The 26,192-nt window shown below is 70.2% G+C and carries 26 protein-coding genes; 5 read left to right on the top strand and 21 right to left on the bottom strand.

What is annotated here, in order from left to right:
• Positions 1 to 35 precede the first annotated feature (35 nt).
• From trpD to BLV01_RS08595, 11 genes are all read right to left on the bottom strand, one after another.
• A complete protein-coding gene (trpD, locus tag BLV01_RS08640) occupies positions 36 to 1,064 on the bottom strand; it encodes an anthranilate phosphoribosyltransferase (protein WP_091797496.1) in 1,029 nt (342 codons plus the stop codon).
• Between the two features lie 126 nt (positions 1,065 to 1,190).
• On the bottom strand, positions 1,191 to 1,772 hold the full coding sequence (locus BLV01_RS08635) for an anthranilate synthase component II (RefSeq protein WP_091797493.1): 582 nt from the start codon (positions 1,770 to 1,772) through the stop codon (positions 1,191 to 1,193).
• A 791-nt stretch (positions 1,773 to 2,563) separates the two neighbouring features.
• The gene (locus tag BLV01_RS08630; protein WP_091797490.1) at positions 2,564 to 3,922 is read right to left on the bottom strand and encodes a sensor histidine kinase; all 1,359 of its coding nucleotides are present in this window, start codon (positions 3,920 to 3,922) and stop codon (positions 2,564 to 2,566) included.
• A 31-nt stretch (positions 3,923 to 3,953) separates the two neighbouring features.
• Positions 3,954 to 4,628, bottom strand: coding sequence for a winged helix-turn-helix domain-containing protein (locus tag BLV01_RS08625; protein ID WP_091797487.1), 675 nt, complete (start codon positions 4,626 to 4,628; stop codon positions 3,954 to 3,956).
• A gap of 190 nt (positions 4,629 to 4,818) precedes the next feature.
• The gene (locus BLV01_RS08620) at positions 4,819 to 5,022 is read right to left on the bottom strand and encodes a hypothetical protein (protein WP_091797484.1); all 204 of its coding nucleotides are present in this window, start codon (positions 5,020 to 5,022) and stop codon (positions 4,819 to 4,821) included.
• A 345-nt stretch (positions 5,023 to 5,367) separates the two neighbouring features.
• On the bottom strand, positions 5,368 to 6,177 hold the full coding sequence (locus tag BLV01_RS25315; RefSeq protein ID WP_139178570.1) for an AbiJ-NTD4 domain-containing protein: 810 nt from the start codon (positions 6,175 to 6,177) through the stop codon (positions 5,368 to 5,370).
• Positions 6,178 to 7,653 carry an anthranilate synthase component I gene (gene trpE, locus BLV01_RS08615; RefSeq protein ID WP_091797481.1) on the bottom strand — a complete coding sequence of 492 codons (1,476 nt, stop codon included), beginning with the start codon at positions 7,651 to 7,653 and terminating at the stop codon, positions 6,178 to 6,180.
• A 186-nt stretch (positions 7,654 to 7,839) separates the two neighbouring features.
• Positions 7,840 to 8,793: a lipid kinase YegS gene (gene yegS / locus BLV01_RS08610; protein WP_091797478.1), complete on the bottom strand. Its 954-nt coding sequence runs from the start codon at positions 8,791 to 8,793 to the stop codon at positions 7,840 to 7,842.
• 389 nt (positions 8,794 to 9,182) lie between these two features.
• Positions 9,183 to 9,656, bottom strand: a complete 474-nt coding sequence (gene rraA / locus BLV01_RS08605) for a ribonuclease E activity regulator RraA (RefSeq protein ID WP_091797475.1) — start codon at positions 9,654 to 9,656, stop codon at positions 9,183 to 9,185.
• A gap of 201 nt (positions 9,657 to 9,857) precedes the next feature.
• Positions 9,858 to 10,538, bottom strand: a complete 681-nt coding sequence (rpe, locus tag BLV01_RS08600; RefSeq protein ID WP_091797472.1) for a ribulose-phosphate 3-epimerase — start codon at positions 10,536 to 10,538, stop codon at positions 9,858 to 9,860.
• Positions 10,539 to 10,680: 142 nt separating this feature from the next.
• The gene (locus BLV01_RS08595; protein ID WP_254782563.1) at positions 10,681 to 11,019 is read right to left on the bottom strand and encodes a J domain-containing protein; all 339 of its coding nucleotides are present in this window, start codon (positions 11,017 to 11,019) and stop codon (positions 10,681 to 10,683) included.
• Positions 11,020 to 11,347: 328 nt separating this feature from the next.
• Here BLV01_RS08595 and BLV01_RS08590 point away from each other — a divergent pair, with 328 nt between their 5' ends.
• From BLV01_RS08590 to BLV01_RS08580, 3 genes are all read left to right on the top strand, one after another.
• Positions 11,348 to 12,277 carry a phosphoribosylaminoimidazolesuccinocarboxamide synthase gene (locus BLV01_RS08590; RefSeq protein ID WP_091797466.1) on the top strand — a complete coding sequence of 310 codons (930 nt, stop codon included), beginning with the start codon at positions 11,348 to 11,350 and terminating at the stop codon, positions 12,275 to 12,277.
• Between the two features lie 397 nt (positions 12,278 to 12,674).
• Complete coding sequence (locus BLV01_RS08585; RefSeq protein WP_091797463.1) at positions 12,675 to 13,010, top strand: DMT family transporter; 336 nt, start codon at positions 12,675 to 12,677, stop codon at positions 13,008 to 13,010.
• Positions 13,011 to 13,131: 121 nt separating this feature from the next.
• Positions 13,132 to 13,626 (top strand): Mpo1 family 2-hydroxy fatty acid dioxygenase, encoded by a 495-nt coding sequence (locus tag BLV01_RS08580; protein WP_091797460.1) that lies wholly within the window; start codon positions 13,132 to 13,134, stop codon positions 13,624 to 13,626.
• A gap of 36 nt (positions 13,627 to 13,662) precedes the next feature.
• On the opposite strand, the gene BLV01_RS08575 is transcribed toward BLV01_RS08580, so the two are convergent.
• Together BLV01_RS08575 and BLV01_RS08570 are read right to left on the bottom strand one after the other, a co-directional pair.
• Positions 13,663 to 14,118, bottom strand: coding sequence for a hypothetical protein (locus BLV01_RS08575; RefSeq protein WP_139178569.1), 456 nt, complete (start codon positions 14,116 to 14,118; stop codon positions 13,663 to 13,665).
• A gap of 257 nt (positions 14,119 to 14,375) precedes the next feature.
• Positions 14,376 to 14,777, bottom strand: a complete 402-nt coding sequence (locus BLV01_RS08570; RefSeq protein WP_091797454.1) for a hypothetical protein — start codon at positions 14,775 to 14,777, stop codon at positions 14,376 to 14,378.
• Between the two features lie 98 nt (positions 14,778 to 14,875).
• On the opposite strand from BLV01_RS08570, the gene BLV01_RS08565 reads away from it, so the two are divergent.
• Positions 14,876 to 15,745 carry a DMT family transporter gene (locus tag BLV01_RS08565; protein WP_091797452.1) on the top strand — a complete coding sequence of 290 codons (870 nt, stop codon included), beginning with the start codon at positions 14,876 to 14,878 and terminating at the stop codon, positions 15,743 to 15,745.
• A gap of 127 nt (positions 15,746 to 15,872) precedes the next feature.
• On the opposite strand, the gene BLV01_RS08560 is transcribed toward BLV01_RS08565, so the two are convergent.
• The 7 genes from BLV01_RS08560 to hppD all read right to left on the bottom strand — a co-directional run bounded on the left by BLV01_RS08560 (position 15,873) and on the right by hppD (position 23,270).
• On the bottom strand, positions 15,873 to 16,739 hold the full coding sequence (locus BLV01_RS08560; RefSeq protein WP_091797450.1) for an NAD-dependent epimerase/dehydratase family protein: 867 nt from the start codon (positions 16,737 to 16,739) through the stop codon (positions 15,873 to 15,875).
• A 9-nt stretch (positions 16,740 to 16,748) separates the two neighbouring features.
• The gene (gene nhaA / locus BLV01_RS08555) at positions 16,749 to 17,993 is read right to left on the bottom strand and encodes a Na+/H+ antiporter NhaA (RefSeq protein WP_091797447.1); all 1,245 of its coding nucleotides are present in this window, start codon (positions 17,991 to 17,993) and stop codon (positions 16,749 to 16,751) included.
• Between the two features lie 82 nt (positions 17,994 to 18,075).
• The gene (locus BLV01_RS08550) at positions 18,076 to 19,089 is read right to left on the bottom strand and encodes a sodium:calcium antiporter (protein ID WP_091797444.1); all 1,014 of its coding nucleotides are present in this window, start codon (positions 19,087 to 19,089) and stop codon (positions 18,076 to 18,078) included.
• 276 nt (positions 19,090 to 19,365) lie between these two features.
• Positions 19,366 to 20,022: a lectin gene (locus tag BLV01_RS08545; RefSeq protein WP_254782562.1), complete on the bottom strand. Its 657-nt coding sequence runs from the start codon at positions 20,020 to 20,022 to the stop codon at positions 19,366 to 19,368.
• Positions 20,023 to 20,165: 143 nt separating this feature from the next.
• Positions 20,166 to 21,449, bottom strand: a complete 1,284-nt coding sequence (hmgA, locus tag BLV01_RS08540; RefSeq protein ID WP_091798211.1) for a homogentisate 1,2-dioxygenase — start codon at positions 21,447 to 21,449, stop codon at positions 20,166 to 20,168.
• A 202-nt stretch (positions 21,450 to 21,651) separates the two neighbouring features.
• Positions 21,652 to 22,152 carry a hypothetical protein gene (locus tag BLV01_RS08535; RefSeq protein ID WP_091797441.1) on the bottom strand — a complete coding sequence of 167 codons (501 nt, stop codon included), beginning with the start codon at positions 22,150 to 22,152 and terminating at the stop codon, positions 21,652 to 21,654.
• A gap of 26 nt (positions 22,153 to 22,178) precedes the next feature.
• A complete protein-coding gene (gene hppD / locus BLV01_RS08530; RefSeq protein WP_091797438.1) occupies positions 22,179 to 23,270 on the bottom strand; it encodes a 4-hydroxyphenylpyruvate dioxygenase in 1,092 nt (363 codons plus the stop codon).
• A gap of 98 nt (positions 23,271 to 23,368) precedes the next feature.
• On the opposite strand from hppD, the gene BLV01_RS08525 reads away from it, so the two are divergent.
• Positions 23,369 to 23,938 carry a MarR family winged helix-turn-helix transcriptional regulator gene (locus BLV01_RS08525; RefSeq protein WP_091797435.1) on the top strand — a complete coding sequence of 190 codons (570 nt, stop codon included), beginning with the start codon at positions 23,369 to 23,371 and terminating at the stop codon, positions 23,936 to 23,938.
• A gap of 373 nt (positions 23,939 to 24,311) precedes the next feature.
• On the opposite strand, the gene BLV01_RS08520 is transcribed toward BLV01_RS08525, so the two are convergent.
• The gene (locus tag BLV01_RS08520; protein ID WP_091797432.1) at positions 24,312 to 25,850 is read right to left on the bottom strand and encodes a peptide MFS transporter; all 1,539 of its coding nucleotides are present in this window, start codon (positions 25,848 to 25,850) and stop codon (positions 24,312 to 24,314) included.
• Between the last annotated feature and the right edge of the window lie 342 nt (positions 25,851 to 26,192).

Below are 26,192 nucleotides of genomic sequence, written 5' to 3'. Positions count from 1 at the left end.
AGGGTTCGCGGTTTCAACGCGGCGGCGGCCGGCGGTTATTTTCCCGCCAGTTCCGTGGTCAGCGCGACGAACTCGTCGAGCTTGGCCCGCGCCGCGCCGGAGGCCAGGGTGCGCCGCGCCAGCTCGATGCCTTCGGCGATGCTCTCGACCTTGCCCGCGGCGTACAGCGCGGCGCCGGCGTTCAGCGCGACGATCTCGCGCGGCAGGCCGTCGCGGTTCTCCAGCGCCTGCAACACCATCGCCTTGGACTCGACCGCGTCCTCCACCCGCAGGTTGCGGCTGGCGGCCATGGCGATGCCGAAATCCTCCGGATGCACCTCGTACTCGCGCACCTGGCCGTCGCGCAGCTCGCCGACCAGGGTGCCGGCGCCGAGCGAGAGCTCGTCCATGCCGTCGCGGCCCCACACCACCAGCGCGCGCTTGGCGCCGAGCTCCTCCAGCACGCGCACCTGGATGCCGACCAGGTCGGGATGGAACACGCCCATCAGGATGCTCGGCGCGTTGGCCGGGTTGGTCAGCGGCCCGAGGATGTTGAACAGCGTGCGCACGCCCATCTCGCGCCGCACCGGCGCGACTACCTTCATCGCCGGGTGGTGCACCGGGGCGAACATGAAGCCGATGCCGGCGCGCTCGATGCACTGCGCGACCTGCTCGGGCTGCAGCTCGATCGCCGCGCCGAGCGCTTCGAGCACGTCGGCGCTGCCGGATTTGGACGAGACGCTGCGGTTGCCGTGCTTGGCCACCTTGGCCCCGGCCGCGGCGACCACGAACATGCTCGCGGTGGAGATGTTGAAGGTGTGCGCGCCGTCGCCGCCGGTGCCGACGATGTCGACCAGGTGGCTGCGGTCGGCGACCTGCACCGGCCGCGCGAACTCGCGCAGCACGGTGGCCGCGCCGGCGATCTCGCCGACGGTTTCCTTCTTCACCCGCAGGCCGGTGAGGATGGCCGCGGTCATGGTCGGCGAGACTTCGCCGCGCATGATGGTGCGCATCAGCGCGACCATTTCGTCGTGGAAGATCTCGCGGTGTTCGATGGTGCGCTGGAGGGCTTCTTGCGGGGTCATGGTGTCGGAATCGAATGGGGGAACGGGGCGGGTTGCGCGGGCGGTGCGGCGGCGGGCGATCCTCGCCATCGCTGCCCGCGTTCGCCGTTGCCGCGGTGGACGGCGATCATTGCCGGCGCCGTCGCCTCAGCGCTGCAGGAAGTTTCGCAACAGCGCATGACCGTGCTCGGTCTTGATCGACTCGGGGTGGAACTGCACGCCCTCCACCGGATGTTCGCGGTGGCGCAGGCCCATGATCTCCTCGAAGCCGCCGTCTTCGTACTCGGTCCAGGCGGTGATTTCCAGCTCCTGCGGCAGGCTGTCGCGCTCGACCACCAGCGAGTGGTAGCGGGTGGCCTCGTAACCGTCGGGCAGGCCGGCGAACACGCCCGCGCCCTGGTGGCGGATCGGCGAGGTCTTGCCGTGCATGATCCGCTTGGCCCGGATCACTTGGCCGCCGTAGGCCTGGCCCAGGCTCTGGTGGCCCAGGCACACGCCCAGGATCGGCGTATGCGCGCCGAGGCGGCGGATCACGTCGAGGCACACGCCGGCCTGGTCCGGCGTGCACGGGCCGGGCGAGACCACGATGCGCTGCGGCGCCAGGCGCTCGATCTCGTCCACCGACAGCTCGTCGTTGCGGATCACCCGGACCTCGCTGCCGAGCGCTTGCAGGTACTGCACGAGGTTGTAGGTAAAGCTGTCGTAGTTGTCGATCATCAGGACGGACATGACGCGCCTCGGGTGCGGGTGGTGCTGGGGTGGAGCGAGCGGGCGCGCCGGCCGGCGGGCCGGCGCGAGGACAGGGGCATGGCGGATCGGGACCGCGGCGGCGCCCGTCCCCGGCGGCGTCCCCGGCCGCCCATGGGGCCGGCATTATCGCGTGCGCAGGCGACGCCCGGTGCGATCCGCGAAGCGGTCCTTGCGACCGATTCGGGACCCGGGTCCGGGTGCTGACGGGAGGATGGCGCCGCGGCGTCGCGCAGCGGGAGAACGGTCGCGGCGCGGCGGTCGCGCCGACCGCGGTCAGCGGTCGCGGGGCAGGAAGGCGATGGCGGGGTCACGCGGGAAATCCTCGGAAGACGGCAGCGGGCGGACGGAGGCGCTACGCCACCATCGCCAGCCCAGGCCGGTCTGCGGGGATTTCGTCGGGATCGCGCGGAGGATCATGCGGCTACTGTAACCGCTGGGGCGCGGGGGTGCGAGCGCGGGGGCGGCCTCGGCTGGGACACGAGCGTCGGGCCTGAAGGCCCTCCCACAAAGGCAAGAGCATCGGCTGAAGAACCTCCTGGAGAGGCAAGAGCGCCGGGCCCGAAGGCCCTCCCGCAGCGGCAAGAGCGTCGGGCCTGAAGGCCCTCGCACAAAAGCATGAGCGTCGGGCCGGAAGGCCCTCCCACAAAAGCATTGAGCGTCGGGCCTGGACGCCCGACCACACAGGTACAGGCATCGCGGCTGTTGTGGGAGGGCCTTCAGGCCCGACGCTGTTGTGTCAGGCGCGAAGCGCTTGCCCCAACCGCCCCGCCCTACCCGCCCGCCTCGCCCAGGGTCACCCGCACCCGCAGCCCCGGCGCGTTGTCGAGCAGGGCGATGTGCCCGCCGTGGCGGTGCGCGATCGCCCGCACCAGGCTCATGCCCAGGCCGGTGCCGGGCGAGCCGCGGTGCGCTTCCAGGCGGTGGAAACGGTCGAACACGCGCTCGCGCTCGGCCGCGGGAATGCCGGGGCCGCGGTCGTCGATCTGCAGCACCAGGGCGTGGCGCTCGCGCTGCACGCCCAGGCCGACCTCGGTGTCGGCCGGGGCGTACTTGACCGCGTTGTCGAGCAGGTTCACCAACATCTGGAACAGTTGGTCGGCGTCGCCGCGCAGGCCGGCGACGCCGGGCTCGGGCAGGTTCATCGTCAGGCCGATGCCGCGTTCGGCGGCGATCGGGGTGTACAGCTCGGCGGCGTCGCGGACCAGGTCGCTGAGGTCCAGCATCGGTTCGTCGTGCACCGGCGGCTGCGCCTCGATCCGCGCCAGCCGCAGCAGCGCGCCGAAGGAATGCAGCAGCTGGTCGGTCTCGCCGATGGCGGCGTCGAGCTGGGTGCCGGCCTCGACCCCGGGTTCGCGCCGGCGCAGTTCTTCCAGGCGGTTGCGCAGGCGGGTCAGCGGCGTGCGCAGGTCGTGGGCGATGTGGTCGGTGGCGTGGCGCACGCCGTCGAGCAGGTCCTGGATGCGGTCGAGCATGGCGTTGAAGCGCCGCGCCAGCCGGTCGAAGGCGTCGTCGCTGCCGTCCAGGCGCGCGCGCAGCGCCATCTCGCCGCTGCCGACGCGCTCGGCGGTGTGGTCCAGGTGGCTGAGCCGGTGCGAGACCCAGCGCGAGGTCAGCCAGCCGATCAGCGCGCCCAGGGTCGCCGCGACCAACAACGCCGCCAGCGCGGTGCGCAGCATCAGGCCGAGGAAGCGGTCCTGGCTGCGGGTGCGGGTGCCGGTCAACAGGGTGGTGCCGTCGGGCAGCCGCTGCAGCTGCGCGACCACGCGCAGGTCGCCGTCGGCGCGGTGTTCGGTGAACTCGATCCAGCGCGCGCCGCGATGGTGGCGCGGCAGGGCGACGTTGCCGGCGACGACGCGGCCGTCGGGCGCGGTCAGCGCGTATACCGCGTCGGGATCTTCGTCGGCGTCGATGCGGTCGCGCAGTTCGCCGAGCAGGGCGGCGCGGCCGTCGTCCTGGTACATCTCGACCAGGCCGGCGGCGTCGACCCGGACCAGATCGCGCGCGTCCTGGATCAGCATCGCCGAGACCGCGTAGTGCACGCCGATGCCGAGCAGCACGAAGGCGAGCAGGAACGAGGCGGTGACCGCCAGCGCCAGGCGCGCGCTGGTCGAGCGCGGCATCACGCGCATGCGCGGGCCCGCGGATCGGCGTCGCCGGCGCTCACGCGCCCAACCGGTAGCCGGCGCCGCGCACGGTGTGCAGCAACGGCCGCGGGTAGCCCTGGTCGATCTTCTGCCGCAGCCGGCTGATGTGCACGTCGATGACGTTGGTCTGCGGGTCGAAGTGGTAGTCCCACACCGCTTCCAGCAGCATGGTCCGGGTGACCACGCGTTCGGCCTGGCGCATCAGGTATTCGAGCAAGCGGAACTCGCGCGGCTGCAGTTCGATGCGCTTGTCGCCGCGGCGCGCTTCGCGGCTGAGCAGGTCCAGTTCCAGGTCGGCCACCCGCAGCCGGGTCGGCTCGCTGCCGCCGGCGCTGCCGCGGCGCAGGATGCTGTCCAGGCGCGCGGACAGCTCGGCGTAGGCGAACGGCTTGACCAGATAGTCGTCGGCGCCGGCGCGCAGGCCTTCGACGCGGTGGTCGACTTCGCCCAGCGCGGTCAGCAGCAGCACCGGGGTGCGGTTGCCGGCGCCGCGCAGGGTCTGCAGCAGGGTCAGCCCGTCCAGGCCCGGCAGCATCCGGTCCAGGACGATGGCGTCGTAGGTTTCGGTGGTGGCCAGGAACAGGCCGTCCTTGCCGTTGCCGGCGTGATCGACGCTGTGGCCGTCTTCGCGCAGGCCCTTGGCGATGAAGCCGGCGGTGTGGGGATCGTCTTCGACGAGCAGGACGCGCATACCGCCTCCGAGAGCGCGACGGTGCAGGAAAGCGCCGACAGGATAACGCGCGGGCCGGCGGGCGAGGCGCGGATGGGCCCGGCCGTCGCGCGCTCCGCCCGGAAAAAAGATACCCCGCCGGCTCACGCCGGCGGGGTATCACACCCACGCCGACGATGCGTGGGGCTCGGGGGAGCAGGCTCGCGAAGGATCAATTCGAGGCCGGCGCCGCTTCCGGAGCCGCTGCGGCCTTGGCGGCCTTGGCCTTCGAGGCCTTGTGATGCTTCTTGTGCTTGTGCGACGCGGTCTTGGCGGCCGGCGCCGCGGTCGAACCGGCGGCCGCCGGGGCGGCGGCGAAGGCGGAACCGGCGAACGCGGTCAGGGCGGCGGCGAGCAGGACGGTGCGGACGTTCATGGTGTGGCTCCTGGGGAATGGGGCGGGAGGTCTGGACCGGTGGGGTGGGCCCCATCGCGAAGCCAGATTGCGCCCGCGGCCCTGCCCCGGGCCTTTCCGGACCATGAACTTTTTGTAATCCGCACCACATGTACTTTTGCTACCGGCTACGCAGACACCCACCATGGGCGAGACTCTAGGACTGATGCACCGCAATCCGCTACAGCTAATGGCCAACGCCCTTTTTTGAGAGCGCAAGCCAGACAACTCCTATGGGCGCCCGCCACAAGAGTTCAGTTCCACGCTAGTAGAGACAAAAGCGGTATCTAGGCCTTCATCGCTCAAGAGCCCAGCGAAAACCCTGACTCAGACCGCCTGAGCTTTCAACAGGTTGATGAAAGCGCTGCAGACCACAAGGAAATAGCGCGCATCGGCCTGAGAAAGATTGGCCTCGTCAACAAGCGCATGGCGTATGCCCTGTGCATCGCTGGTATAGCCGTAAAGCTTCAGAAAAGCTTCCTTGAGTGCGGGGTGCAGCTTGCCATTCCTCTCAAGAGCTTTTAGAGCATCGCCTAGTGTGGCCTTAGGCTCGTTTGCAACGATCTTCGCCATGGCCTCTACGGCAGAGATAGATTCTTTGATCGAATTTCGATAATTCGGCTTCTCGCGATCGGTGAGTAAATCGATTGCCGATCGCACATGCGCAGCCACAGGTCCATAGGCATCAGAGGCCGCAGCAGCAACCTCACGCACCTCATGCTCATCCGTAATCGGCACAACTCGCCCATTTAGCAGTCGATAACCAGCGCTCTCTGCTCGGAGGGCCCTACCAATGTTCGCATGCAGCTTGTCTGCGTGCGGATAACACTTCAGGACAAACTCAACGAAATCGTAGACAACGCTCCAGTCATTGGTGAAGTAGAAGGCACGCACCTCGGCCCAAACATCGACATAAGATGTGCCAAAACCACTGTTATAGACAGGTCTCGTATCAACTGGCTTCTTAAAAAAATGCCACCACAGCGCCCTTGTGAAATCCCCATCGTCGCAACTTGATGACTCAAAGAACGAAGACAAAGCGTTCCATAGAGTATTGCGTAGCGCATCATCCATCGAACCAACTTGGGCGATGGTCCTTACGGGCTTTAGCCCCATGCGCTCGCTGAAATTAGGCATTTAAAGCCCGCGCGCCGCCTCGGCCACGGCGCGGAACAGCGCGCGGCCCTTGTTCATCGTCTCCTCCCACTCCTTCTGCGGGTCGGAGTCGTAGACGATGCCGGCGCCGGCCTGCACGTGCAGGCGGCCGTCCTGGATCACCGCGGTGCGGATCGCGATGGCGGTGTCGGCGTCGCCGTGCCAGCCGATGTAGCCGACCGCGCCGGAGTAGACGTTGCGCTTGACCGGCTCGAACTCGCGGATCACTTCCAGCGCGCGGATCTTCGGCGCGCCGCTGACGGTGCCGGCCGGGAAGGTCGCGCGCAGGACGTCGGCGTAGCTCATCTCCGGCTTCAGCTTGCCGGTGACTTCGCTGACGATGTGCATGACGTGGCTGTAGCGTTCGATGCCGAACTGTTCGCCGACTTCGACCGTGCCCGGCAACGACACCCGGCCGACATCGTTGCGGCCCAGGTCGATCAGCATCAGGTGCTCGGCGCGCTCCTTCGGATCGGCCAGCAGCTCGGCTTCCAGCGCGTTGTCTTCGTCCGCGTTCTTGCCGCGCGGACGGGTGCCGGCGATCGGGCGCACGGTGACTTCGCCGCCCTGCAGGCGCACCAGGATTTCCGGCGAGGAGCCAACCACCTGGGTGCCGCCGACGTCGAGGAAATACATGTACGGCGACGGGTTCAACGCGCGCAGCGCGCGGTAGACGTCGACCGGGCGCGCCTTGAACGGCACGCTGAGCCGCTGCGACAGCACCACCTGGAAGATGTCGCCGGCGCGGATCAGTTCCTTGGAGCGCTCGACCGCGTCGATGAAGCCTTCGCGGGTGAAGCCGGAGACGAAGTCGCCTTCGTCCAGGCCGACCGAATCCAGCGTTTCCGGATAGCCCGGGCCGCCGATGCGAAGGCGGTGCACGAGCTGGTCGAGGCGGCGGTTGGCGCGCGCGTAGGCCTGCGGCTGGCTCGGGTCGGCGTGGACGATCAGGTACAGCCGGCCCTTGAGGTTGTCGAACACCGCGACTTCCTCGCTCTGCATGAGCAGGATGTCGGGCGTGCCCAGTTCGTCGGGCTTGCCGCCGCCGGCCAGGCGCTGTTCGATGTACTGGATGCACTCGAAGCCGAACCAGCCGACCAGGCCGCCGGCGAAGCCGGGCAACCCGTCGATCTTGGGCACCTTGTGCTCCACGCGCAGGCGCTCGACTTCGGCGAAGGGGTCGTCCACCGTGCGGCTGTCGACCAGCTCGCCGTTCTCGGTGACGAACAGGCTGTGCCCGGCGAAGGCGTACACGCGCTGCGCCGGCAGGCCGATGATGGAATAGCGGGCGAAGCGTTCGCCGCCCTCGACCGATTCGAACAGATAGGTGTGCGGGCCGTCGGCGAGCTTGAGGTAGACCGAGAGCGGGGTGTCGAGGTCGGACAGGACCTCGCGCACGACCGGGATGCGGGTGTAGCCGTCAGCGGCCTGCTGCTGGAAGAGTTCGTGCGAAATCACGCGGGAATTCCTTCATGGACGAGTGGGCAGGAGCGGTGATGACCGACGGCCACCATCGCCAACCCACGTCGGCGCAGAAGGAATGCGGGTTCGCCCAGGCTTGCATGGCCGCCACTGTACCCGACTTCGCGCGCCTTGCGCGACGGTCCGGCGCCGGAACGCGCGGGCCGTCGCAGGCCCGGCCGGTCAGCCCTGCGCGGCCGTCTCGGCGTTGGCGCGCAGCAGCGGGCAGCCGGCCGGCAGGTGCATGCGCAGCCGTGCCGGCACGCAGTCGATGCGGAAGCGTTGCGACTGCACCGGCTCGCCGTCCAGGTTGAGATTGAGGCTGCGCGGCGCCTCGATCTCGACCCAGCGCAGTTGCGCGCGCACGGTCATGCGCTCGAACGCGGCGCGCTCGCTTTCGGTCAGCATGGTGCGCATGGCCGCGCCGACCTCGCCGGAGAAATTCGGCAGCACGGTCACGTCGAGCAGGCCGTCGTCGATGTACGCGTCGGGACACAGCACCTGCCCGCCGCCGGCCTGGCGCCCGTTGCCGACGGCCAGGGCGAGGAAGTCGCCCTGCCACTCGAAGCCCTCGCCGTGGACCCGCGCCTGCAGCGGCTCGAGCTTGCCCAGCTTGGCGATGCCGGTGACCAGGTAGGCCAGGCCGCCGAGCATCTTCTTGAGCCCGGCGTCGGTCTCCAGGGTGACCTGGGTGCCGAAGCCGCCGCTGGCCAGGTTCGCCGCCCAGTGCAGGCCGTCGGGCGCCTGCAGCCGCAGCAGGTCGAACGGGTGCGGCGGCTGGCGGTGGATCAGGTCCAGCGCGTGCGCCGGATCGGTCGGGATGGTCGCGGCGGTGGCGAAGTCGTTGGCGGTGCCCAGCGGCAGCAGGCCCAGGCTCGGCAGCGCGCCGGCGTCCTCGTCGCGATGGGCGAGCGCGGTGGCGACTTCGCTGAGGGTGCCGTCGCCGCCGCCGGCGATCACCGTGTCGACGCCGTCGGCGACGGCTTCGGCGACGTAGCGCTCGCCGTCGCCGCCTTCCCAGGTCACGCGTACGTCCAGGGCGACGCCGCGGTCGCGCAGTGCGGCGACGGCCTTGCGTACCTCGTCGTTGCCGGCGGACTTGCCGTTGAGGATCAGGCGCCAGCGGGGCGAAGTCATGCGCGCGGTTCTCCGGTGGAAAGGCGCGGCGAGGCTAGCAGCCGCGCGCGAGGACGGGATGAATGTACGGATGCGCCAAGTCTGTCACACACGTGTCATGGCCGATCCGGAATATAGGAGGCCATATCAGGGACGACGGGCGGAGGCTGGATTGCCTCCAAATCTTCCGGGACGCGGGCCGCAAGGTCCGCGTCTTTTATTTTGCGCGCGCTGCATTGGCGAACGCTCGTGCGCGGGCGAGAGGCGGCGCGGGCCGGCCTGCGGGTCGGGTTCGGCGTAGTTGCGTTAGCGCGGTCGCGGCTTGCGCCGCTATACGGACCGGCCGCAGCCGCTCTGTAGGAGCGGCGCAAGCCGCGACCGCGACACCGCGGCCACGACGAAACCCTGCCTCACGCCAACGCTTCGTCGGCGAACACCACGCCGTCCTCGTCCGCGCACACCCAGTCGCCCGGACGGATCGACACCGCGCCGAACGCGAGCGCGACATCGCGCAGGCCCTGCCCGTGCTTGTCGGTCTTGCGCGGACAGGTGCCCAGCGCTTTCACCCCCAGCGCCATCGCGCCGATCGCCGCGCTGTCGCGGATCGCGCCGAACACGATCACCCCGGCCCAGCCGTTCGCCGCCGCCTGCGCGGCGAGCTGGTCGCCGAGCATGGCCCGCCGCGGCGAGCCGCCGCCGTCGATCACCAGCACCCGGCCCGCGCCGGCTTCGGCGACCGCCTGGCGCACCAGCGAGTTGTCTTCGTAGGCCTTGATCGTGCTGACGATGCCGGCGAAACCGATGCGGCCGCCGAAGTCGCGCAGCGGCAGGTCGAGCACGCGCACGCGCGCGTCGTGGCGGTCGCACAGGTCGCAGGTGTTCATGGCGGCGCATCCGGTCGGCGGGGATGCCGGCACGATGCCATGCGCGGCGCGCGGGAAAAAGCCGGCGCGCCCGGTCGCGGCGGGTGGTGCCGCGGCGCGCGGCGCCGTCGGGTCGAAAACGAATGCGAGGCGGCCGCTACCGGCGGCCGCGTCCGCGCGCAGCCGATGCGAATGGCATCGGCCGCGCTGCCGCGGCGGCGCTTACTTGCGCGCCGCGTCCACCGCCGCCTTCATCCGGCCGATCACGTCGGCGTAGTCGGGCGCGTTGAAGATCGCCGAGCCGGCGACGAAGGTGTCGGCGCCGGCGGCGGCGATCTCGCCGATGTTGTCGGCCTTGACCCCGCCGTCGATCTCCAGCCGGATCGCGCGGCCGCTGTTGTCGATGCGCTCGCGCACGCGGCGCAGCTTGTCCAGCGCCGAGGGAATGAAGCTCTGCCCGCCGAAGCCGGGGTTCACCGACATCAGCAGCACCATGTCCAGGTCGTCGAGCACCCAGTCCAGCACTTCCAGCGGCGTGCCGGGATTGAGCACCAGCCCGGCCTTGCAGCCGAGCGACTTGATCAACTGGATCGTGCGGTGCACGTGCGCGCTGGCCTCGGGGTGGAAGCTGATCGTGGTCGCGCCGGCCTTGGCGAAGTCCGGGACGATGCGGTCGACCGGCTCGACCATCAGGTGCACGTCGATCGGCGCGGTCACCCCGTGCTTGCGCAGCGCCTCGCAGACCATCGGGCCGATGGTCAGGTTGGGCACGTAGTGGTTGTCCATGACGTCGAAATGGACCCAGTCGGCGCCGGCCTTGAGCACGTTGTCGACCTCCTCGCCGAGCCGGGCGAAGTCGGCCGAGAGGATGGACGGGGCGATGACGGTGGATTGCGTGGTCATGGACGGAGCCTGGCGGGGAGGCGGCTATTGTCGCCCCGGTGGGTCGGCCAGGCAAAAAGCGCGGGCGAGGCGGCGCGCGGGCGGCGGGCGGCGGCGGCAAGCCCCGCACCGTCGCGCGTCGCCATCTCCCGCCGCTTGTCCGCTAACGTCCGCGCTTGCGCAGCGCCCGGATCCGGTCGTACGCCCGGTTGATCTCGCGCGCCTTGGTCTCGGCGCGCTGGCGGTCCTCGTCCGGGTCGTTGGCGTAGCGGTCGGGGTGGTATTGCGAGATCAGGCGGCGGTAGGCCTTGTCGATCTCGGCGTCGCTGGCCTCGCGGTCCAGGCCGAGCGCGGCGTAGGGGTCGTCGCCGCGCAGCCGGAACCAGTCGGTGTCGACCGCATGGCCGATCAGCAGGCCGACCAGGGCGACCCAGGGATTGCCGCGCGACAGCGCCAGGCCGACGCAGAATCCCAGCAATTTGCCGTACCAGTTCCGCTTCATCGGGCCGCGTCCGGTCCTGTCTGCGGGCCGCCGCGGCCCTTCGCCGGGCATCTTAGCGGGGCCGCCGCCGGCGCGGGCCGCCGGACGGCCGGTCCGGATCGGCCCCGTGGCCCGCGACCGGGGCCGGGCCACGGCGGGACGCCCCCGGCCGCCGGGCGCGCGGATCTCCAACCGCGGACCTGCACGGCGGCCGCAAGCGGCGTACACTGCCCGGCCCCGTCGCGCGCACGCGCGCAACCCGGGCGGCCCGGACGGCCCCGGCCAACGACCGCTCAGGCGCGCACGGCGCGCGGGGAGTCGTTGCCTTACGCCATCAGGGGTCCCCACGTTGACGACCACGCTGCTGCAATCCGAACTGCCCGGCCTGCCTCTTCGCCATCGCGGCAAGGTCCGCGATGTCTTCGATCTTCCCGCCGACCGGCTGCCCGCCGGCGCGACGCCCGGCGGCGACTGCCTGCTGATGGTCGCCACCGACCGCCTCAGCGCGTTCGACGTCGTGCTGCCCGACCCGATCCCGGGCAAGGGCGAGATGCTCTGCCAGATCAGCAATTTCTGGTTCGGCAAGACCGCGCACATCATTCCCAACCACCTCACCGGCATCGACGTCGCCGCGGTCCTGCCCGAGGGCGTGGACGCGGGCCTGTACGCCAAACGCGCGGTGGTGACCAAGCGGCTCAAGCCGGTGGCGATCGAGTGCATCGCCCGCGGCTACGTGATCGGCAGCGGCTGGAAGGACTACCAGCGCACCGGCCGGATCAGCGGCATCGCCCTGCCCGGCGGCCTGCGCCAGGCCGAGAAGCTGGCCGAGCCGATCTTCACCCCCTCGACCAAGGCCGCGGTCGGCGACCACGACGAGAACATCGACTTCGACACCGCGGTGCGCACCGTCGGCGCCGGGCTGGCCGAGGCGGTGCGCGACGCGACCCTGCGCCTGTACCGCTACGCCGCCGATTACGCGGCGCAGCGCGGCATCCTGCTGGCCGACACCAAGTTCGAGTTCGGCACCGACGCCGACGGCCGCCTGTACGTCATGGACGAGATGCTGACGCCGGACTCCTCGCGCTACTGGCCGGCCGACCTGTACCAGGTCGGCACCAGCCCGCCGAGCTACGACAAGCAGTTCGTGCGCGACTACCTGGAGACGCTGGACTGGGACAAGACCCCGCCGGGTCCGAGCCTGCCGGCGCAGGTGATCGAGCGGACCCGGGCGAAGTACGCCGAGGCCCTGCAGAAGCTGGCCGGGATTTCGGTCGACTGATCCGGGTCGAAACGCACAGGGCCGCGCGAGCGGCCCTGTGTCGTTGCGGGGGTGTCGTTGCGCGCGCGCAGCTGCGCTTAGGTCGCGCGGTGGTTCGTGTTGGCGCGGTCGCGGCTTGCGCCGCTCCTACAGGGGCTTCGGCCGGTACATGTCCGACTGTAGGAGCGGCGCAAGCCGCGACGCGGTAAATCGTCCGCCGAGGAATCCCCGCGGACGACGCTCCGCCACGCGCCCCTCCGCCGCCCTGGCGCCGGCCCACCCCGCCCGCCGACTGTCGCCTGGTTTACAGACCCCGCCGCCGGCGTGCGCGACACTGCGGCCAGTCCCGTCGAGTCCGTGCCAGCCCCGGCCATGCGCGCTACCCTGCCGATCCCCCTCGCCGCAGACCCGCCTTCGCATGAATACCGGCTACCTGTACCTGGCCGTCGCCATCGCCGCCGAGGTGATCGCGACCAGCGCGCTCAAGGCCTCGGACGGCTTCACCAAGACCGGCCCGTCGATCGTCGTCGCCGCCGGCTACGGAATCGCGTTCTACTTCCTCTCGCTGGTGCTCAAGACCGTCCCGGTCGGCGTCGCGTATGCGATCTGGTCGGGCGTCGGCATCGTCCTGATCGCGACGATCGGCTGGCTGTTCATGAAACAGCACCTCGACGCCGGGGCGATCGCCGGCATCGGCCTGATCGTGGCCGGGGTGCTGGTGATCCAGCTATTCTCGAAATCGGCGGCGCATTGAGCGCTGCGCCGGGCCGCGCGCCCGTCGCGCCGCGCCGACGCCGCTCCAGCCGCGCGCCGTCCGCCGGCGCCTCCGCCACCGCGCGGGCCGCACGCCCGCCTTTCGTCCACGGGAGCCGTCCATGAGCACCCTCGCCCATCCCGCCGTCGCCGACCGCCCGATCGACCGCTGGTTCGCCAGCTACTCCGGCGACCACGTCAACGCCACCAACCAGCGCATCCACGTGTTCGCCGTGCCGGCGATCCTGTGGAGCGTGATCGCGCTGCTGTGGTGCATCCCCTCGCCCGACGCGATGTTCCGCCCCGGCGTCTGGGCCGCGCTGCCGATGTTCGCGGCGATGTTGTTCTACTACCGCTCCTCGCGCACGCTCGGCCTGGGCATGCTGGTCCAGTTCGCGCTGTTCTCGCTGCTGAGCCACTGGATCGCGCAGCGCTTCGGCATCCGCGCGCTGCTGTGGACCGCGGTGACGGTGTTCGTGGTCGCCTGGGTCGCGCAGTTCGTCGGCCACAAGATCGAAGGCAAGAAGCCGAGCTTCCTGACCGACCTGACCTACCTGCTGATCGGCCCGGCCTGGGTGCTGGCCAAGCTCTACCGCAAGCTCGGCTGGTCGTACTGAGCCGCGCGCGGCGGGCGCGGCGGGCGCGGCGCGCGCTCAGCCGCCCAGCAGCATCGGCGGCGTCAGCCAACCCAGCAGCAACGGCACGCTCAACACCAGCGCGGTGGCCAGCCACCACGCCAGCGCCGCCGGCACCGCGAGCAGGCAGGCGCGCGGCCACGACAGCGGCCGGCGCTCGCCGTCGCGCACCGCCAGGCGCAGGCCCAGGGCCAGGCCCAGCCACGGCAACGCGGCGACGACGGCCAACTGCGCCCACTGCGGCGCCTGCGTGCTGAACAGCCCCCAGGTCAGCGCGGCCGGAATCATCGACATCAGCGCGAACTGCACCGCGCTCATCGCCGCGCCGTCGCGCAACGGCGCGCCGAGCGCGCGCGGCGCCAGCCGCCGCAGCACCCAGGCCACCGGCTGCAGCCAGAACAGGAACAAGGCCACGACCACCAGCGCGAAGCACAGCGCGGCCAGGACCACCTTGCCGACCATAGCGATGTCCATGCGCGCGCGTTCTCCGTTGCGGTTGTGGTTGCGGTGTTGCCGGGCGGTGGCGCGTCTGGCCGGTGGCGCGGTTGATGGGTAACGCGGTCGCTCGGGTGGCGCGGTCGCTTGGTTAGCGCGGTCGTTGCGTTGGCGCGGTCGCGGCTTGCGCCGCTCCTACAGGGGCTTCGGCGGGTTCGTATCCGACGGTAGGAGCGGCGCGAGCCGCGACCGCGCCAACGCAACGACCGCGCAACCCCGGCAGCGCCGCGTCTCCGTCAGCCGATACCGCCCCACTGCAACGCCCGCGGCACCAGCGCCGCCTCCGCCCACAGCAGCGCCACCGCCGGCAGCGCCGCCCACAGCGCGCGCCGCCAGGCCAGCTTGGCCCCGGCCGGATCGGGCAGGTACAGCCGCACGCCGACGCCCAGCGCCAGCCACGACAACGCCGCCGCGAGCGCCGCGAACGGCGCGCCCGAGCCGAACCTGGAGGCGTGCGCGACGATCAGCGCCGCCACCGCCAGCATCGCCCACAGCACCGCGGCGAACAGCACCGTCCACAGCGCCGCGCCGAACGCCGGCCGCGCGCCGACCGCGCGCGCCACCCGCGCCTGCAACAGCCACGCCGCCGGCGCCAGCCCGAACGCGGCGATCGCCAGCAACAGCAGTGCCCAGCCCATCGGTCCCGCAGCCTGCATCGCTTCCTTCACAATAGCCGCCCCACCACGCCATTCGCGTCCGTCCGCAAGGCGGCCACGATAGCCCACCGGCCCCCGCCATGCCCGCCCGCGATCTGCTCCTGCTGCTGCTCGTCGTCCTGTCGTGGGCGATCAACTTCCTGACCTCGGCGCTGGCCCTGCGCGAAATCCCGCCGTTCCTGTTCACCGCGCTGCGCTTCGCCCTGCTGGCGCTGCCGCTGGCGTTCTTCCTCAAGCGCCCCGCGCCCGGCCAGTGGCCGCGCCTGATCGCGGTGTGCCTGTGCATCGGCGTGCTGCATTTCGGCCTGAGCTTCAGCGCGCTCAAGGCCGCCGGCGACCTGTCCTCGCCGGCGATCGTGATGCAGAGCTATGTGCCGATGACCGCGTTGCTGGCGTGGTGGCTGCTCGGCGAGCGCTTCGCCTGGCGCACCGGCGTGGCGATCGCGATCAGCTTCTGCGGCGTGCTGGTGCTGGGCTTCGACCCGATGGTGCTCGACCACCCGCTGGCGGTGGTGCTGATGCTGGTCTCGGCCGCGTTCCTGGCCCTGGGCACGGTGCTGATGAAGGGCCTGCGCGGGCTGGACATGCTCAGCCAGCAGGGCTGGACCGCGTTGATCGCAGTGACCCCGCTGCTGGCGATCAGCCTGATCCTGGAGCCCGGCGGCGTGGCCGCGCTGCCGGGCGTGAGCTGGGTGGCGTGGCTCGGCGCGCTGTACGCCGCGTTCGTGTCCTCGCTGCTCGGCCACGGCCTGTACTACGTGCTGGTGCAGCGCCATCCGGTCGCGCAGGTGACGCCGTGGCTGCTGCTGGCGCCGGTGATCGCGATCGGCCTGGGCATCGCGTTCTGGGGCGACCGGCCCGGTCCGAGCCTGTGGCTGGGCGGCGCGATGGTGCTGGGCGGGGTGTTGCTGATCGCGCTGCGCAACCTGGCCAAGTCGCGCACGCGCTGAGGCGGCCCCGGGCTGTTGTGGGAGGGCCTTCAGGCCCGATGCTTTTGTTCCAGATCGCCGCAATCCGAGCCAAAAGCATCGGGCCTGAAGGCCCTCCCACAACAGCCCTGTCCTCGCGGCCGCGCGCTCAGCCGCGCGGCGGCTCGAACATCTCCGCGCTCGGCCTAAACGGCCGCGGCGCATAGCCGAAATCGCGCTGCGCCGGACCGGCGTCGAAGGCCATGTCGCTGCGCATGCGCCGCACCGCGGCCTCGCCCAGGCCGGTGGCGCGGCCGCTGGCCTGGGCGGCGAGCAGGGCGAGATTGAACAAGGGCGACGGCAGTTCGACCAGCTTCACCGGCGGGCGCAGGCAGGCCAGGGTGCGCGCGACCATGTCGCGGTAGCTCAGGGTCTCGCCGCCGGGCACCGCGTAGGTGTTGCCGAAGCTCGCCGGCGCCGCCAGCGCGGCGAACGCGGCGGCGGCCAGATCGTCCACGTGCACCGGCTGGCGCAGGCCGTTGGCGCCGCGCGGCAGCGGGAAATAGCGCAGGCGCCGGGCCAGTTGCGCGATCCGGGTCAGGGTGGCGTCGCGGCCGGCGCCGTAGATCAGGGTCGGCCGCAACACCGTGGCCGCGTCGTTGCGCGGTTGCGCGGCGGCGAACAAGGTCGCCTCGCCCTCGCGCAGCTCGGCCGCGACCCGGCGCTCCTCGGCATCGGCCGAACCGCGCTTGGTCTGCGCGCTGGTGGAGCCGAACGCGATCACCCGGCTGGCCTCGATGCCCGAGGCTTCGTACCACTGGGCGAACTTCAGCAGCGGCCCGCAGCTGAAGATCGCGTCCACCCGCGCGGGCAGGTCGGGCATGCGCGTCAGGTCGCCGCGCAGCCAATGCAGGCCGGGCCGGTCGGTCTGTTCGCCGCGCGAAATCGCGGTGACCCGCCAGCCGTCCTGGTACAACCGCTGCAACAGCGGCAGGCCGATCTGGCCGCTGCCGCCGAACACCAATGCGTGCTTCATCCGCTCTGATCAGCCTTTGTTCGGACCCTGGGCGCCGCCGCGCGAGGGCAACACCGCGCGCAGCCATGCATAACCGATCACTGCCGACAGCAGCGAGGCGCCGAGGATGCCGAGGACGGCCTCTTCGTACAAGAGCGGGTCTTGGTAGGCCAGCGAGGCGATGAACAGGCTCATGGTGAAGCCGATGCCGCACATCAGGCCCAGGCCGATCATCGCGCGCACGTCCATGCCGGCCGGGAACCGCGCCCAGCCCAGCGCGCGCATCAGCAGCGCCGCGCCGACGATGCCGACCGGCTTGCCGACCACCAGGCCCAGCACCACGCCCATCGGCAGCGCCGCCATCATGTCCTTCATCTCGACCCCGCCCAGCGACAGGCCGGCGTTGACGAAGGCGAACAACGGCAGGATCGCGTAGGCCACCCACGGATGCAGCGCGTGCTCCAGGGTCTCCAGCGGCGAGTGTTCGGTGTCGTCGTCGATGTTGTTGGTCTTGTCCACGTGCGGGATCAGCAGGCCGGTGGCGACGCCGGCCAGGGTCGCGTGCACGCCGGACTTGAGCACGCACACCCACAGCACCACGCCCAGCGCCAGGTACGGCCCCAGCGACTTGACCCCGCGCCGGTTGAGCAGCGCCATCATCGCCAGCGCCACCGCCGCCCACACCAGCGCGGTCACCGACAGGCCGTGCGAATAGAAGAAGGCGATGATCAGGATCGCGATCAGGTCGTCGACCACGGCGATGGTCGACAACAGCAGCTTCATCGCCACCGGCACGCGCGAACCCAGCAGCGCCAGCACGCCCAGGGCGAAGGCGATGTCGGTCGCGGTCGGCACGGCCCAGCCGCGCATCGCCGCGGCGTCGCCGCGGTTGAGGGCGAAGAACAGCAGCGCCGGCGCGACCACGCCGGCGATCGCGCACACCAGCGGCAGCACCAGCTGCGAACGCTCGGCCAACTGGCCGCTGAGCGCTTCGCGCTTGATCTCCAGGGCCACGACCAGGAAGAAGATCGCCATCAGCCCGTCGTTGATCCACAGCAGCAGCGGCTTGCCGATGTCGAGCGCGCCGACGCGCACCTGCACCGGGATCTCGCGAAAGGCTTCGTAGGCGGCCTGCAGCGGCGAATTGGCGGCGACCAGGGCCAGCACCGCGGCGGCGATCAGGACGATGCCGCCGGCGGCTTCGAGGCGGAAGAATTCGCTGAGCGCGCGCAACGCGCGTCGCGGCAACCGCGGCGTGGTGGTGATTTTGCTCATCCGCCGATTATAGGCGGGGCGCTTGCATGGAAATTGTGGACACCCGCACCGGCGCAGGCCGGCGCGCGGCGTCGAAACGCGCTCAGCCCAGCATCGCCAGTTCCAGGCCGATCCACGCCAGCAGCGCCAGCACCAGCACCGCGCCCTCGCGCCGGCTGATGCGCAGGTCGCCGCGCAGCATCGGGTAGAGCATCAGCGCGAACACCGCCGCGGCCGGCAATTCGAAGCGCACGAACGAGGCCGGCAGCGGCAGCGTGCGCCACGCGGCCATGCCGCCGAGCACGAACAGCAGGTTGAACAGGCTCGAGCCGATCACGTGGCCGACCACGATCTCGCCCTGCCCGCGCCGCGCCGCGGCGACCGCCGCGGCGGCCTCCGGCAGCGCGGTGCCGATCGCCACCGGCAGCAGGCCGGCCAGCAGCGGCGACAGGCCCATCGCCGCGCCGATGATCGCCGCGTTCGGCGAGCCGAAGCCGCCGGCCGCGGCCGGCAACGGCGCGTGCAGGCTCCACAGGCCGTGGCCGCCGACGATCAGGTACGCGCCCAGGTGCAGCAGCGCCGCGGCGATCAGCAGCCGGACCAGGTTGAGGCCGAGATGGGTCTGGGTCTGCGAGAAGGCGGCGATGGCGTCCTGCACCTCGGGCTTCTCGTGGCGGGTGCGCACGGTGGCGAACACCACCACGGCGACGAACACCGCCAGCATCGCCAGGCCCTCGCCGCGGCTCAGCGCGCCGTCCAGGCCCAGGCCGATCGTGCCCACGGTGCCCAGCAGCAGCACCAGCAGCAGCGGTGCGAGCGCGCGCCAGCGCACCGTCAGCGGCGCGGCCAATGCGGCCACGCCCAGGGTCAGGCCGAAGTTGACGATATTGCTGCCGACCGCGTTGCCCAGCGCCAGCGCCTGCTGGCCGCGCACCACCGCCTGCAGGTTGACCGCCAGTTCCGGCAGCGAAGTGGCGAAGGCCACCAGCACCAGCCCCGCCGCGAACGGCGAGATGCCCAAGCGCTGGGCCAGGCCGGAGGCGCCCTTGACGACCGAGTCGCCGCCCAGGGCCAACAGCAACAGGCCCAGCACGAACAAGCCGACGGCTTCCAACATGGCGCTCTTCCCCTAGTGGCTCTGGATGGTGCGGCGGCCGGGGCCGGCCCCGGTGGTTGCGGTGGAACGGGCCGCAAGGCCGCGGCCCTGCGCTGGAACCGCCCTCAGGCGGCGCATCGTGCTGCAGGCGGCCCTTCAAGGCGTGCCGTGGGAGGGCCTTCAGGCCCGATGCCTTCCGCTCCGGTCGCGACGAGCCACCGCCCCGCTCTCGCCTGCCGCCAGCGGACGCCACCCGGCGCCGGCTCCCATCGGCCGATTATGCCCAGCCCGGCCGCCTCAGGAGCAGCCTTCGACGTAATCGACCTGCGGCGGGATGCCGATGCGCCAGCGCGCCACCTTGCCGTCGCCGGCGGTCTCGAACACCAGCACGCCGCCGCTGGCGTCGCTGACCCGCAGCACCTTGGCGCCCTGCTCGTACTTGTGCGGCTGGACCTCGACGCGGCCGGCGTAGAGCTTGCCGATCTCGTCGGCGCTCATTCCCTTCTTGCCGCCGCCGGGCGCGATCTCCTTGTCGTTGCCCACGTCCACGCGCACGAACTTGTCGTCCTCGACCATGAAGCCGAACTCGCGCGGGTTGCTGCCCCAGATCGGTTGCAGGTAATAGCAGCCGCCGGCTTCCTCGGGCTTGCCCTTGAGCTCGCCGCCCCAGGCCTGCTTGGCCTGCGCGGCGGTCATGCCGAAGCGCATCTCGCCGTAGCCGTCGAAGCGGGCCTGGCCAGCGGCGGCCGCAGGCGGCGGCGAGGACACCGGCGCGGTCGCCGGCGGCACGTTTTCGGTGGGTTGGTCGTCGACCGGCGCGGGATTGAGCGGCGGCGCGGCGGACGCGGACTCCTGCGGCGCCGGCGCGGATTCGTGCTGGCAGGCGGCGAGCGCGAGCAGCGCGGCGGCGAGCAGGCCCAGGCGTGCGGGCAGCGAGTTCGGCGCGAGGATCATGGGCGGACTCCGGCGCAAGAGCGCGTTGCGAATGGCCGGTGCAGCCTAGCGGTTTTGCGTGAACGCGGCGAGAAACGATGTGGGAGGGGCCAAAGCCCCTCCCACAAGATCCATTGCCTCGCAATTTCGACGCGCAGCGGCGATCAATCGCGCCTGGACGGATCGAAATGCTTCTGCAGCCCGGCCCAGCACGCCTGGTAGTCGCGCTGGCGGTGCGCCGCGTCGAAGGCCTGCGCCGCCGGGCGGATCACCGCGCGGGTCTCGAACATGAAGGCCATGGTGTCGGTGATGACGTGCGGCTTGCTCAGGTCGGCGTGCGAGGCCTTCTCGAAGGTCTCCGCGTCCGGGCCGTGGCCGGTCATGCAGTTGTGCAGCGAGGCGCCGCCCGGGGCGAAGCCGCCGGCCTTGGCGTCGTACACGCCGTGCACCAGGCCCATGAACTCGCTGGCGACGTTGCGGTGGAACCACGGCGGACGGAAGGTGTGCTGCGCCACCAGCCAGCGCGGCGGGAAGATCACGAAGTCGATGTTGGCCGTGCCGGGCGTGTCGCTGGGCGAGGTCAGCACGGTGAAGATCGACGGGTCGGGATGGTCGAAGCTGATCGAGCCGATGGTGTTGAAGCGGCGCAGGTCGTACTTGTACGGCGCGAAGTTGCCGTGCCAGGCGACCACGTCCAGCGGCGAGTGGCCGATGTCGGCCCGCCACAGGTGGCCCTGGAACTTGGCGACCAGCTCGAACGCGCCTTCCAGGTCCTCGTAGGCCGCGTGCGGGGTGGAGAAATCGCGCGGATTGGCCAGGCCGTTCGAACCGATCGGGCCGAGGTCGGGCAACCGCAGCAGCGCGCCGAAGTTCTCGCACACATAGCCGCGCGAGGCGCCGTCGAGCAGCTCGACGCGGAAACGGATGCCGCGCGGAATCACCGCGACTTCCATCGGATCGACTTCCAGCGCGCCCAGCTCGGTGCCGATCAGCAGGCGCCCTTGCTGCGGCACGATCAGGGTCTCGCCGTCGGCGTTGTAGAAGAACCGGCCCTGCATCGAACGGTTGGCCGCGTACAGATGGATGCCGCAGCCGTGCTGGCCGGCGGCCGAGCCGTTGCCGGCCATGGTGTAGAGGCCTTCGACGAAATCGACGCCGCCCTCGGGCAGCGGCAGCGGGTCCCAGCGCAGCTGGTCGGGCGAGACCGGGCCGTCGCCGAAGTCGTTGTGGAACCGCGGCTGCGCGTACGCCGAGAACGCGCCGTGCATCGCCGCCGGACGGATCCGGTACAGCCAGCTGCGCCGGTTTTCCTTGCGCGGCGCGGTGAAGGCGGTGCCGCTGAGCTGCTCGGCGTAGAGCCCGAACGACGCGCGCTGCGGCGAGTTCTGCCCTTCCGGCAGCGCGCCGGCGACGGCTTCGGTGGCGAATTCGTTGCCGAAACCGCTCATGTAGCCGCGCGGGAGCTGGCGCACGGAGTCGGTGCTGGGCATCGGGATCACGTTGTCGATGTCGTTGGCTGCGGTGCTCATACGGACTCGCTATGCGGTGGGTCGCCGCGCGTATCGGCGGCGTGGCGCCGTCCTGCGACGGCGCCGTTTCGGATCTTCGCGGCCGCGCACCGGCGCCCAGGCGCCGGCGCGGCCGCCGTCGTCACATGATCGGGCGGTGGCCCAGGGAACGCTCGGTCGACGACTCGATCGACAGCGCCAGCGCGCGGGCCAGTTCCAGCACCCGCGCGGTGTCCTTGCGCCAGACCAGCAAGGCGTTGAGCTGGTCGCTGAAGCTGTCGTCGAGCAGCATCAGCCGGTAACCGCCGCCGTCCTTTCCGCGCTCGGCCAGCAGCGGGTCCAGCCAGGCGAAGTAGTCGTCCGGCAGGTACCCGCGCCCATCGGCATGGCGCGGGAAATCCGCCAGCGGCTCGGCGAAGAAATCGCTGACCTGCTCGTGCACCTCGTCGATCTTGTCGCCGACGGCGAGGTGGTTGACCAGCTTGAACACGATCGCGTTCTGGATCAGCTCCTCCGGCGAGGGATCGTCCATCCAGTCCAGGTCCGGATCGTCGCCCGCGTTTTCGATCGACGCCACCAGCGAGGCCAGTTCCTCCGGATCGAGCTCCCGGCAGGTCAACAGATCCATCAGTTCCTTGAGCATGTCCACGGCCTTGCGATGAGGAGCGCTTATAGTACGCCGCGCTTCATCTGGTCGCGTTCGATGCTCTCGAACAGGGCCTGGAAGTTGCCCTCGCCGAAGCCTTCGTTGCCCTTGCGCTGGATGATCTCGAAGAAGATCGGGCCGATCGCGTTCTGGGTGAAGATCTGCAGCAGCTTGCGCTGGTGGGTTTCCGGATCGGCGTCGATCAGGATCTTGTTGCGGGCCAGGCGCGGCACGTCTTCGCCGTGGTTGGGCACGCGCATGTCGATCACGTCGAAGTAGGTGTCCGGCGTGTCCAGGAACTCCACGCCCTGCGCGCGCATCGCCTCGACGGTGTCGTAGATGTTGTCGGTGAAGCAGGCGATGTGCTGGATGCCCTCGCCCTTGTAGGCGTCGAGGTATTCGTTGATCTGGCTCTTGGGGTCGTTGGACTCGTTGAGCGGGATGCGCACGATGCCGTCCGGCGCGGTCATCGCCTTGGACACCAGGCCGGTCTTGGCGCCCTTGATGTCGAAGTACTTGATCTCGCGGAAGTTGAACAGGCGCTCGTAGTAGTCCGACCACTTGCGCATGTTGCCGAAGTACAGGTTGTGGGTCAGGTGGTCGATGAAGGTCAGGCCGAACCCGGTCGGGTTGTTCTCGGCGCCGGCGATCGGCTCGTAGTCGGCGTAGGCGTCGCCCTTGTCGCCGTACTGGTCGACCAGGTACAGCATGCAGTCGCCGATGCCCTTGACCACCGGCGCGTCGATGACGCGGGTGTCGGCGCGGTCGCTCACCGCTTCGCCGCCGTTGGCGAGCACGGCCTTGAGCACGTCGCCGGCCGGCTGCTTGAAGCGGATCGCGAAGCCGCTGGCGCAGGGGCCGTGGGCCTCGGCGAACGCGGAGGCGAAGCTGTCCGGGGTCTCGTTGACCAGGAAGTTCACCCCGCCCTGGCGGTAGACGGTGACCGGGCGCGACTTGTGCTTGAGCACGGCGGTAAAGCCGAGCTTGCGGAAATAATCGTGCAGCAGGGCGCCCTGGCCTTTCGGCGCGGCGAACTCGACGAACTCGAAGCCGTCGATGCCGAGCGGATTTTCGAAGGTGGTGACCTGCATGCCGAGGTTGGGCTGTGCATTCATGGCATTGTTCTCGTGTGGCGGGCGGGTCCGCTGCGGGCGGCCTCAGGAAAGTAGCCGTTATAGTTTCAAATGAAACCATAAGCAAGGCATAGCGCAACATGAATCGACCGACTTCCCAATCCGGGGCCGCGGCTCCGTCCGACCCCGCCGCGCCTGAACGGGCCACCCCGCCCTCGCGCGCGGCCGCGCGCGCCGGCGGCCGCCACGCCGAGTTGGACCTGGACCACTTCCTGCCGTACCGCCTGTCGGTGCTGTCGAACCGGGTCAGCGGCGCGATCGCCCGGGTCTATTCCGAACGCTACGCCCTGAGCGTGACCGAATGGCGGGTAATGGCTGTGCTGGGGCGCTTCCCCGGGCTGTCGGCCAACGAGGTCGCTCAGCGCACCGCGATGGACAAGGTGGCGGTGAGCCGCGCGGTCGCGCGCCTGACCGAAGCCGGCCGGCTGGAGCGCGACACCCACGACGACGACCGCCGCCGCTCGGTGCTGCGGCTGTCGCCGGACGGCTACAAGATCTACGACGAAGTCGCGCCGATGGCGCTGGCGTTCGAGCAACGGCTGCTGGCCGGGATCGAGACCGTCGAGCGCGACGCGTTGTTCCGGCTGCTGGACCGGCTCGACGAGTTGGAGATGCAGGCCGAGGCCGAGATGGCGGCCGAGTCGCGCTGAAGTTCCGCGTCGCCCTGTAGGAGCGGCGCGAGCCGCGACCGCGAAAACGCAGCGCAAACGCACGCACCCGACAACTCGGGCATGCGGCGCAGCGACGACGGTTTCGCAATAGCTGCGTTGTCGCGGTCGCGGCTTGCGCCGCTCCTACAGGAGGCGCTGCGGCTGTGGGTCTATTTCCGGCGGTTGGCGAGGTAAGAGATCAGCCACACCGCGCCCGCCGCGGCGCCGATCAGCGCGAACAGGATCAACCAGTGGAAGATGCCGACGCTGCCCATCGCGGACGCTCCTGTGCCTTCGACGCTGCCCGCACCATCGCACAAACGAAAACGGCGGCCAACCGGCCGCCGTTTCCGCATTCAACCGCGCAACGCGATCACTTCACGCCGTGCATCAGCTTCTGCACCAGCGGCGCGATCAGGAACAGCAGCACGCCGGCGCCGACCAGTGCCCAGAAGCCGAAGGTGTAGCCGCCCAGCGCCGAGGTCGTGGTCATGCCGCCTTCGCCGCTGACGTGGCCGGCGAAGATGCCCGACAGGTTGTTGCCGATGCCGGTCGACAGGAACCAGCCGCCCATGCCGAAGCCGACCAGGCGCACCGGCGCCAGCTTGGTCACCATCGACAGGCCGATCGGCGACAGGCACAGCTCGCCGATGGACTGGATCCAGTACACCGCGAACAGGGTCCAGAACGGGATCTTGCCGTTGTCCAGCAGGTTGCCCAGGGCGAACATCAGCAGCAGGAAGGCCAGGCCGTTGAAGATCAGGCCCAGGCCGAACTTGCGCGGGATCGAGGGATTGGCCCGGCCCATCGCCACCCAGATCCAGGCGATCAGCGGCGCCAGGGTGATGATCGCGACCGAGTTGACCGACTGGAACCACGCGGTCGGGAACACCCGCTCGCCGCTGAGGCTGTAGACGAAGTCGGCCATCGCGCCGTTGAAGATGTCGCGGTCGACGATCTTGTCGGCGAGGAAGGTGAACGAGCTGCCGGCCTGCTCGAAGAACATCCAGAACAGGATGTTGAAGGTGAAGATGATCAGCATCGCGACCACCTTGTCGCGCTGCTGCGAACCTTCGCGGAAGCCTTCGGCCAGCAGCAGGCCGCACAGGCCCAGGAACATCGCGGTCAGCACGCCCTGCAGCGCGCCGGCGCCCATGGCGAGCAGGAAGTACACGATCGGGATCGCGACCACGGCGCCGAGGAACACGTACAGCACCTTGCGCGGGTCCTGCTGGCCTTCCGGCGGAACGCCGATGCCCTGCAGGCCGGCGCGGCCGAACCAGAACCACACCAGGCTGATCAGCATGCCGATGCCGGCGGAGATGAACACGATCTTGTAGTCCGGCAGCGATTCGCTGCCGAAGATCTTCTGCGCCAGGTACTGGGTCAGCAGCGGCGCCAGCATCGCGCCGAGGTTGATGCCCATGTAGAAGATGGTGAAGCCCGAGTCGCGGCGCTCGTCGCCGACCGCGTAGAGCTTGCCGACCATGGTCGAGATGTTCGGCTTGAACAGGCCGTTGCCGCAGATGATCGTGGCCAGGCCGAGCTTGAAGATCTGCTCGTTGGGCAACGCGATCATGAACAAGCCGGCCGACATGATCACCGCGCCGAGCAGGATCGAGCGCTGGTAGCCGAGGATGCGGTCGGCGACGTAGCCGCCGAAGATCGCCGCGGCGTAGACCAGGGCCAGGTACGCGCCGTAGACGCGGTTGGCCGGCGCCTCGCCGGCGGCGTCGCCGCCGTGGAACTGGTGGACGATGTACAGCACGAGCGCCCAGCGAATGCCGTAGAAGGCGAAGCGCTCCCAGAATTCGGTCATGAACAGCATCCACAGCGGCTTGGGATGGCCCAGCCGCGTGGAGAATTCGGGAATGGGCGCCTGGCCCTGGGTCGGTGTCGCGGCTCCGCTCATGCGGTGTCCCCTGTCGTGTGGAAACTGAATGAAAATCCCACGCCGACGGCACGGGCCGGGGAGATTTACCGGCACAGACGGGCGGCGTCAAACATTCGTGAAGGTGCGGGACGCGTGCTGCGGCGCAACATTCGTGCCCGCAAATGCCTGAACGGGCGAGGATTTTGCGCCGGCCGGCTTGGGAAAGTCGCGCTTCTGGCGGGCTTCTTGCCGCTATCGGGTGACAACTGTCATGGTTTGGGCCGCCAGGGCCACTGGCCTGGGGCAAAAGCGTCGGGGCTGAAGCCCCTCCCACAAGAGCGGCACGGGCCGAAGCCGGCTGTTGTGGGAGGGGCTTCCGCC

Source organism: Lysobacter sp. yr284 (assembly GCF_900107375.1).
Classification (GTDB): domain Bacteria; phylum Pseudomonadota; class Gammaproteobacteria; order Xanthomonadales; family Xanthomonadaceae; genus Lysobacter.
The sequence above is the reverse complement of the archived record's forward strand: the minus strand, read 5'-3'. Positions and strand labels throughout refer to the sequence as shown.